Genomic DNA, 8,699 nt, shown 5'->3' with positions numbered 1-8,699 from the left:
CAGACAAAACGCCACAGACATCTGCTCGGTCTGCTGGTGACAATTCGGACGCGGGGTGGAGCAGCTCGGTAGCTCGTCGGGCTCATAACCCGAAGGTCGTCGGTTCAAATCCGGCCCCCGCAACCAACGCCTTCTTTATTTTCTTTTATCAATTCCCTCTGATGACGCAACGCCCACGATCTCGCTGTCGTGCAGGCGAACATTGTCGTTTTCGGCCGATGGTCAGGACAAAACTGGCCGCAGCCGCCCTTTGTTCGGTATCATCAGGCATCTCTTATGGATGAGGCGCCTTCCCGTGATCACTCCCTTTACCTATCTTCCTCCCGCTATCGATACCCTGGATGCCAGCCTGAGCGAAGTGCTGGCACAGCCCCGGCCGCTGCAGCTGCTGCTTCTCGCCGAGGAGCACAAGGAGTCGCTGCTGGCTTGCCCCGAACTGGCCAGCCTCGCCACCCAGCTTGCCCTTGGCAAGAAGGCCCCTTTTACCCTGATGCAGGGTGGCAGCCTGCTGCAGATCTGCTTCGTGGCCAGCAATGTGGCGCGGGATCATCGCCTGTACAAGCAGATCCGGGAGTGGATGAGCCCCTTGTCCGGACTGAAAGTCGAGCGGGTCGGTCTGCATCTGGAGGGGTTTGCCCCCGCAGAGCGCACCATGCTGGCCGAGCTGATGCTCTCGGCCCTGCTGGCCGCCAATGTCCCGCTGCCCACCAGCAAGAGCCGCAGCGAGGGGGGCTGGGCCTATCAGCAGATCCGGGTATCCCCAGCGGTGGTGCTCGATCTGGCTCGTCTTTACAGCGAGGCCGGGGGCAACGGGCTGGCGCGCCATCTGGCGGTGCTGCCGGCCTCCGAGCTGACCGCCGCCAGTTATCGCGAGTTTGTCACTCAGCTGGCCCAGGAGGAGGGGTGGCAGTGCCATCACTATGATCAGGCCCAGCTGGCCGAGCTGGGGGCGGGGGCATTTCTGGCCGTGACCCGCGGCTCGGAAGACAACCAGGGGGCCTTGGTCAAACTCAGTTATTGTCCATCCCAACCGGTGCGGCGCCTGGCCCTGGTGGGCAAGGGAATTTGCCACGACTCCGGTGGCTACAACCTCAAGGTCTCCGGCAGCATGTACGGCATGCATCTGGACATGGGGGGCAGCGCGGTGGCGCTGGGGGCGCTCTACGCCATCAGCCGGGCCCGCCTGCCTTACGAGGTGCACTGCTGGCTGGCCATCGCCGAGAACCACATCGGCCCTCATGCCTATCGGCCAGGAGAAGTGGTGACGGCCAGCAACGGCATCACCATCGAGGTGGTGGATACCGATGCCGAGGGGCGCATGGTGCTGGCGGATGCCCTGGCCATGGCGGTGCAGGATACCCCGGATCTGCTCATTGACTACGCCACCCTGACCGGCGCCTGCAAGCGGGCGCTCGGCAGCCGTTACAGCGGCGTTTTCACCAACCGCAGCGAATGGCTGACGCCGCTGATCGGCCTGGGACAGCACAGTGGCGAGCGGGTCTGGCCCTTCCCGCTGGATGAGGACTATGACGACAACATAGAGAGTGAGTGGGCTGATCTGCTGCAGTGTGCCCCCGGCAGCTCGCCGGATCACATCGATGCGGCCCGCTTCCTCGCCCATTTCGTGCCCGAGCAGACTCCCTGGGTGCACCTGGATCTGAGCGGTTTTCGCAGCAAGGGGGGCAATGGCGTGGTCGCCAGCGAAGTGACCGGGTTTGGCGTGCGCCTGACCCTGGATCTGCTGGCAAGTCCCCTCGGCAGGGCACAGGCCCGCGCCGCCACACAACCTGAATGATGACAAGGATCCCCGTGAAACAACCAAGTTATGACTGGGTGCTGTTCGATCTGGATGAAACCCTGCTCGATTTCCCGGTGGCCAAGGCGTTGGAGCAGACTCTCCAGCACTATGGCGTTACCCCCGATGCGGCCGATATGGCCCGCTATCACGAACTGAACCATGCCCTATGGCAGCAGTACAACAGCGGCGAGATTGATGCCGCGACCCTGCAGCAGACCCGTTTTTCCCTGTTCGCCGGGCAGGTGGCGGTTGACCCCATGGCGATGAACAACACCTTCCTGACCCGGATCATCGCCTTGAGCACCCCACTGGATGGGGTGGTCGAGACCTTGCTGCAACTCAAGGAGCGGGTCCGGATGGGGATCATCACCAATGGCTTCAGCGTGCCCCAGCGCGGTCGCCTGGACAAACTTGGCTGGGATCAGTGGTTCGAGCCGCTGGTGATCTCGGATGAAATTCAGGTGACCAAGCCGGCTCCCGCCATCTTCCAGCACACCCTTTCCCTGATGGGGCAGCCGGATCCGGCGCGGGTCTTGATGGTGGGCGACAATCCCAAGACGGATATTGCAGGAGCGGCGGCGCTGGGGCTGGCGACCTGCTGGTACAACCCGGCCAAAGCGTCGCATCCGTGCGAGGCAACCCACGAAATTCACCATTTCTCCCATCTCTCCCGCATCGTGCTGGGGTAACCCGGGCGGACAACCAGCAAGCGGGGAGGCCAGAGGGTCTCCCCGTTTTTTCGGGTGTCAGCGAGCCCGGCCAGCCATGCGAGATGACAGCAGGGGTGTTCCTACGCAGGACGAGGCGAGCGGAATGGATTGGGGATGGGATCGCGATGGCGGTCGTGAAGGTGCACCCGGGGTGCATCCCTCACAGTTCGTGGGCGTGGAATCCCTTGCGATAACGGGCTTCACAGCGGGGACAGCGTTGCAGGGTTGGATCCTGCTCCAGCTGTTCGATGGCCAGAGGTTCTTCGCAGTCAGAGCAGAGGCCATAGAGGCCGAGATCCATCTGGCAAAGCGCCGCATCGATCCGCTTGAGGCGCAGTACGCTCTGTTCCACCTTGGGCAGATCCAGCCGGCTGGTGAGTTCGACCAGCTGATCCTGTTCGCAGTGATCGACCCGTTCTGCCCAGTCGTCACGGCGCGAGGCTTTGAGCTGAGCGATCAGCGTTTCACGTTCTTGAGCCCAGTCGGACAGCAGGCGATTACGCCAGACAGCCAACTGTGCTTGCGTCATTTCACACACATTATCCCCCACAGGACATACCACAGATGCGAGGCAGTATAGGGAACGGATAAAGCTATCAAGATGACATGCGTCAAGTTAAACGTGGTTAGCCGTGGGTTTTGGCCGCTTGCAGCAAGGCATCGCGAATGGGAGCGGTCTCTTTCAGCACCCGGATATCACGAAACAGCAGATCGGCCTGCGGGTATTCTCGCTTGAGGTAGCTGAACCACTGCTTGATGCGGCTGGGATAGTAATCGGCCTTGTCGCTGGCCAGATCCTGCTCGGTGTAGTTCACCATCAGCTGCAACACTTCGCCCCAGCTCATGTGGGCGCATCCCGTCTTCATCACGTTGGCGAGGTTGGGCAATGAGATGGCGCCGCGGCCCACCATGAGGGCATCACAGCCGGAGACCCGGGCGCAGGTCAGGGCATCATCATGGTTCCAAATCTCGCCGTTGGCAGTGACGGGGATGGGCAGGGCGCGGCGAATGTCGTCCACATATTCCCAGTGGGCGGGGGCCTTGTAACCTTCGCGCTTGGTGCGGGCGTGGACCGCGAGCTCGTCGGCGCCAGCCTGATGAACCGCCCGGGCATTGTCCAGATAGAGCTCCTTGTCATCGTAACCGAGGCGGATCTTGGCGCTGACCGGCAGATGAGCGGGCACCGCCTCTCGTACCGCCTTGACGATGCGATAGATGGTCTCGGGTTCTTTCAACAGCACGGCGCCCCCCTTGCTCTTGTTGACCGTGGGGGCGGGGCAGCCGAAGTTGAGATCCACCCCGGGAGAGCCAAGCTCGATGGCGCGCAGCGCATTTTCGGCCAACCATTCGGGGTGCTGTCCCAGCAGCTGAACCCGCACCGGGGTGCCGGCGTGGGTCTTGCCATCCTGCAACAGCTCCGGACAGAGGCGGTAGAACACCTTGGCGGGCAGCAGCTGATCCACGACCCGGATAAATTCACTGACACACAGGTCGTAATCATTGACGGAGGTGAGCACCTCCCGCATCAGGTGATCCAGCACCCCCTGCATGGGGGCCAAAATAACGCGCATAACCAATTCCGAAGGCAAGAATAAAAAAGAGCGCAGATTGTAGTGGGAATGGGGGGCGCTGTCAGCCGTTGGCCGGCGAGAAAACCCGCACCTGCATCGCGAGGCGCAGGCAATTGTGCTAGCCGTGAGTCAAACTCTGTTAGGCTTGCACCAGGCAATAGATATGAGGGGTTTGCATGAAACGTTGGTGTCTGATGGCATTGGGCTGGCTGGCATTTGTGACCGGTATCGTCGGCATCGTCTTGCCGCTGCTGCCGACCACCCCCTTCATGCTGCTGGCGGCGGCCCTGTTTGCCCGCTCATCGCCGCGCTTTCATCACTGGTTGCTGACCCACCCCTGGTTTGGCCCGCCCATCGTCGACTGGCAGCAGTATCGCGCCATTCGCCGGCACGCCCGGCGGCGGGCCGTGCTGTTCATCCTGCTCACCTTTTCGGTCTCCCTCGCCGTGGTGCCCCTGCTGTGGGTCAAGGGGCTCCTGCTGGTCATCATGGCTGTCCTGCTTGCCTGGTTAATGCGCCTGCCGGTGCTGGAGCCAGTTGCAATGGCGAAGTGAAGTCCCTAAGCTATTGCGGCAATAATGCTTGGAGTCGGCCCGTCATTTTTGCATGACGGGCCTTTTTATTTCCCCGCAGACGGGAATTGAGAAACGGCCACTCCTGGGTCAAAAAAATAAGCGGTCAACAAATGAATCCGGAAACTCTGAAATTTATCGAAGCGAGCATCAAGACCATCCCCGACTATCCGAAGCCGGGCATCATGTTTCGCGACATCACCAGCCTGGTAGAGAACGCCGAGGCGTTCAAGGCCACCATCGATCTGCTGGTCGAGCACTACCGTGATCAAGGTTTCACCAAGGTTGTCGGTACCGAAGCGCGCGGTTTCATCTTTGGCGCGCCGGTTGCCTGTGCGCTGGGCGTCGGTTTCGTGCCGGTCCGCAAGCCGGGCAAGCTGCCTCGCGAGGTGATGGAAGAGTCCTACGAGCTCGAATACGGCACCGATACCCTGCAGATGCACACCGATGCTATCGTGGCCGGTGACAAGGTGCTGGTGGTGGACGATCTGCTTGCCACCGGCGGTACCGTCGATGCGGCCGTCAAGCTGATCCGCCGCGCCGGCGGTGAAGTGACCGATGCTGCCTTCGTTATCTCCCTGCCTGCGCTGGGTGGCGATGCCCGCCTGACCGCCGCCGGCGTCAAGGTGCTCTCTCTGGTCGAATTCGACGGCGAGTAACCTCTCTTCGGGCCCAACCTGCCGGTTCGGGCCCGGTTGCAAACCGGTGCCTTGGCGGCATCGGTTTGAAAATCAAGCGATCCCTCCCGCCTCGGCCGATAGCCGATACAGCAGGCCCCGCATTTGTGTTAGCATCCGGCCTCAATGCCCTGTCTTCCCAGCATGATGGATTTATGAGCTATCAGGTTCTGGCGCGTAAATGGCGCCCCCATACGTTTGAACAAGTGGTAGGCCAGCAACATGTGCTGACCGCCTTGACCAACGCCCTGGATCAGGGACGACTGCATCACGCCTATCTGCTGAGCGGTACCCGCGGGGTCGGCAAGACTACCATCGCCCGCATCCTGGCCAAGAGCCTCAACTGCGAGCAGGGGATCAGCAGCCACCCGTGCGGCGTGTGCGACACCTGCCGCGAGATCGATCAGGGCAACTTCGTCGACCTGCTGGAGATCGACGCGGCCTCGCGCACCAAGGTGGAAGATACCCGCGAGCTGCTGGACAACGTGCAGTACCGTCCGGCCCGTGGCCGCTTCAAGGTCTATCTCATCGACGAAGTGCACATGTTGTCGCGCCACAGCTTCAACGCCCTGCTGAAGACCCTGGAAGAGCCGCCCCCCTATGTGAAGTTTCTGCTGGCCACCACGGATCCCCAGAAGCTGCCCATTACCATTCTCTCGCGCTGCCTGCAGTTTCATCTCAAGAGTCTGGATCAGACCCAGATCGCCAAGCAGCTTGAGTGGGTGCTGGATCAGGAGGGACAGCCCTTCGAACCGCGCGCCCTGCTGGCCTTGGCCAAGGCGGCCGACGGCAGCATGCGCGATGCCCTGAGCCTGACCGATCAGGCGCTGGCCCACGGCAACGGCAGCGTGCGTCTCGACAGCGTACTGGCCATGCTGGGGACCCTGGATCACCGTCATCTGCACCAGTTGCTGGAGGCGATCCTGCGCCAGGATGCGCCAGCCACCATGGCCAAGATCACCGAAATCGCCACCCTGGGCCCCGATTTTGATCAGCTCCACGCCGAGCTGGAAGGGCTGCTGCACCGCATCGCCATGGCCCAGCTGCTGCCTGCCAGCGTGCAGGAGCAGGGAGCGGATGCCGATGCCCTGCTGCAACTGGCCAAGGCCATGAGCCCGGAAGAGGTGCAGCTCTGCTACCAGATCGTGCTGGGGGGGCGCAAGGACTTGCCATGGGCCCCCGATGGCCGCACCGCGCTGGAGATGACCTGCCTGCGGATGCTCGCCTTCTCGCCCCGGCGCGAGGTGCTGCATCCTGCCAGCCTGAGCGCCTTGCCGCCCTCCATGGCGCCTGCACCAGTGGCAGAGATGGGAACCCTGCCGGGAAAGCTTCCGGCCGCTGAGCATGGGGCGCTGCCAGCCGCCAGCGAAGCGGCGAGCGTTGCTGCACCCAACCCGCCGGCTGCAGCTCCGGTTGTCGAGCCTGCTGGTGCCACCGATGCGAGCGAGGTCGCGAGCTCCGAGGAAGAGGCGCAGGCCGCCGAGCTCTTCAGCCAGCAGGATGAGTTGCTGCGCGAAGCGGCCGGAATGGGGTATCTGCCTGATGCGACTCTGGCGGATGACGTTGTTTCTTCGGGCGAACTTCAGGCTCCGGCTCACGGGGATAACCCGGGGGAGGGGATGGATCCTTTGGCAAGCAACCCTGTCGAGCAGGCTCCAACCATGGCTGCACCTGTGACCTCGACGGCTCCTCAGGTTGAGGCCGAACCGGCCCCCGTGTCGATGGTTTCGAGCATGCAGAGCCTGCTTGGCAAGCGCAACATGCTGCGCAGTCGCCAGCGGGGTCAGGATCCGGTCGCGACGACGCCCGCGCCACGAGCGGTGCCCGTGGCCCCGGCTCGCTCAGCCGCCGCGATGCCTGCCGCGCCAGCCATCCCGCCGTCGCAGCCCGCGCCTCAGCCCTCACCTCAACCCCAAAGCCGCCAGTCGGCCGCTCAGGGGGCGCCCGCCATGGGTCAGTATGGGGAACTGCCGCCGATGGATCTCTATGCCGATGGCTATGACGAGGGGGGGGATAACGGAGACTATGAAGAGTATCTGAGCCAGAGCTTTATGGCTTCGCCCATGCCGGCGCCTTCCGCGGCACCTGCCGGTGGAAACGCTGCCGCTCAGGTCAGCCAGTCGGCCCAGGCGAGCGATCTGCCCCCCTGGGATCTGGAGGGGCAGCCAAGCTATCAGCCGGGCGGGCAGGTCGCACCTGCCGCCGCCGAGCTGCCGCCGCCTGCGACAGCCACGTCGGCACCGGTGGCCGACAGCGAACCGGCCCAGCCAGTGATGGAGACCATCGACTGGGATGAGCTCGAGAGCGACGATATTCCGCAAGAGGGGGAGGCGAGCCGCCTTATCCCTTCCTCCCTGCTGAGCAATTGCGGCGACCCCTGGGCCGAGCTGATTGCCCACACGCAAGTGGGTGGACGGTTGCGCCAGCTTGCCATCAACTCAGTGATGACCCGGGAAGGGAACAGGGTGCTGCTGACCCTGAAACCCGAGCAGCGCCACCTGGTCAGCGACAAGGCGCGCGCCGATCTGGCCGAGATCATCGGCCCCGCCCTCGGCCAGCCCGTGCAGGTGGAGGTGACCCTGGGCGTGGTGCCTGAACAGGAGACGCCCCTTGAGATCGAGCATCGCCTCTATCTGGGGGTACGCGAACAGGTGACCTGGGATCTCGAGCAGGATCCCAATATCCAGTTTCTGATCCAGCGGTTTGGTGCCGAGCTTCACAGAGAGAGCATCGAGCCCCTCAACCGCTAACTTCCATGGCCGGGAGCCAGCTCCCGGTTGAAAAGCCGCTTGGCTGTCCCCATCTAGGACAGACAAGCCCACAGCCCGGCGCTGGATGCCGGATTTCAAGACGAGAGACGACATATGTTTGGTAAAGGTGGAATGGGGAACCTGATGAAACAGGCCCAGCAGATGCAAGAGCGCATGCAGAAGATGCAGGAGCAGCTCGCCCAGATGGAAGTGACCGGCGAAGCCGGCGCAGGCATGGTCAAGGTCACCATGACCGGCAGCCACAGCGTGCGTCGCATCGAGATCGATCCCTCCCTGATGGAAGATGACAAGGAGCTGCTGGAAGATCTGGTCGCCGCTGCCTGCAACGATGCCGTGCGTCGTGTAGAAGAGCAGAACAAGACCAAGATGGGCGAACTGACCGGTGGCATGCAATTGCCGCCAGGCTTCAAGATGCCGTTCTAAGGCGCTTCTCGCCACGCATTCCCGCTCCCCGTCGTGACAAGCTGAGGTTTGACTGCCTGGCTTGACAGCATGGGGGAGATGGCCGAGAAGAGAGGAACGCAGCCGCCGTCGCGCAAGCGACAAGGCTGCGTTTTTTTATGCCCGCTGACCGTATCTGGTCGTTGCCACCGCCGTCCA

The 8,699-nt window shown here is 62.9% G+C and carries 8 protein-coding genes and 1 tRNA gene; 7 read left to right on the top strand and 2 right to left on the bottom strand.

Annotated elements, in window-relative coordinates; all coding sequences use genetic code 11:
* Positions 1-49 precede the first annotated feature (49 nt).
* The 3 genes from BN1123_RS12725 to yjjG all read left to right on the top strand — a co-directional run bounded on the left by BN1123_RS12725 (position 50) and on the right by yjjG (position 2,487).
* Positions 50-126, top strand: a tRNA-Met gene (locus tag BN1123_RS12725).
* Positions 127-295: 169 nt separating this feature from the next.
* Positions 296-1,795 (top strand): M17 family metallopeptidase, encoded by a 1,500-nt coding sequence (locus BN1123_RS12720; RefSeq protein WP_042027377.1) that lies wholly within the window; start codon positions 296-298, stop codon positions 1,793-1,795.
* Positions 1,796-1,809: 14 nt separating this feature from the next.
* Positions 1,810-2,487: a pyrimidine 5'-nucleotidase gene (yjjG, locus tag BN1123_RS12715; protein ID WP_042027376.1), complete on the top strand. Its 678-nt coding sequence runs from the start codon at positions 1,810-1,812 to the stop codon at positions 2,485-2,487.
* Between the two features lie 181 nt (positions 2,488-2,668).
* Here yjjG and BN1123_RS12710 read toward each other — a convergent pair whose 3' ends face one another.
* Together BN1123_RS12710 and dusC are read right to left on the bottom strand one after the other, a co-directional pair.
* Complete coding sequence (locus tag BN1123_RS12710; protein ID WP_026457127.1) at positions 2,669-3,037, bottom strand: TraR/DksA family transcriptional regulator; 369 nt, start codon at positions 3,035-3,037, stop codon at positions 2,669-2,671.
* 97 nt (positions 3,038-3,134) lie between these two features.
* Positions 3,135-4,079, bottom strand: coding sequence for a tRNA dihydrouridine(16) synthase DusC (gene dusC / locus BN1123_RS12705; RefSeq protein WP_042027373.1), 945 nt, complete (start codon positions 4,077-4,079; stop codon positions 3,135-3,137).
* Positions 4,080-4,255: 176 nt separating this feature from the next.
* Here dusC and BN1123_RS12700 point away from each other — a divergent pair, with 176 nt between their 5' ends.
* From BN1123_RS12700 to BN1123_RS12685, 4 genes are all read left to right on the top strand, one after another.
* Entirely contained in the window at positions 4,256-4,633 is a 378-nt protein-coding gene (locus tag BN1123_RS12700; protein WP_042027372.1) for a YbaN family protein, read from the top strand.
* 131 nt (positions 4,634-4,764) lie between these two features.
* Entirely contained in the window at positions 4,765-5,310 is a 546-nt protein-coding gene (apt, locus tag BN1123_RS12695) for an adenine phosphoribosyltransferase (RefSeq protein ID WP_042027371.1), read from the top strand.
* Between the two features lie 173 nt (positions 5,311-5,483).
* Complete coding sequence (gene dnaX, locus BN1123_RS12690; protein ID WP_042027369.1) at positions 5,484-8,078, top strand: DNA polymerase III subunit gamma/tau; 2,595 nt, start codon at positions 5,484-5,486, stop codon at positions 8,076-8,078.
* 114 nt (positions 8,079-8,192) lie between these two features.
* Positions 8,193-8,522: a YbaB/EbfC family nucleoid-associated protein gene (locus BN1123_RS12685; protein WP_041210739.1), complete on the top strand. Its 330-nt coding sequence runs from the start codon at positions 8,193-8,195 to the stop codon at positions 8,520-8,522.
* Positions 8,523-8,699: the final 177 nt, after the last annotated feature.

The organism is Aeromonas enteropelogenes, from assembly GCF_000819845.1.
Classification (GTDB): domain Bacteria; phylum Pseudomonadota; class Gammaproteobacteria; order Enterobacterales; family Aeromonadaceae; genus Aeromonas; species Aeromonas enteropelogenes.
This window is presented reverse-complemented; position numbering and strand designations above follow the sequence as displayed.

Coding starts and splice junctions, on each gene's coding strand:
- BN1123_RS12710 (WP_026457127.1), bottom strand. CDS start 3,037: ATGACGCAAGCACAGTTGGCTGTCTGGCGTAATCGCCTGCTGTCCGAC.
- dusC (WP_042027373.1), bottom strand. CDS start 4,079: ATGCGCGTTATTTTGGCCCCCATGCAGGGGGTGCTGGATCACCTGATG.
- BN1123_RS12700 (WP_042027372.1), top strand. CDS start 4,256: ATGAAACGTTGGTGTCTGATGGCATTGGGCTGGCTGGCATTTGTGACC.
- apt (WP_042027371.1), top strand. CDS start 4,765: ATGAATCCGGAAACTCTGAAATTTATCGAAGCGAGCATCAAGACCATC.
- dnaX (WP_042027369.1), top strand. CDS start 5,484: ATGAGCTATCAGGTTCTGGCGCGTAAATGGCGCCCCCATACGTTTGAA.
- BN1123_RS12685 (WP_041210739.1), top strand. CDS start 8,193: ATGTTTGGTAAAGGTGGAATGGGGAACCTGATGAAACAGGCCCAGCAG.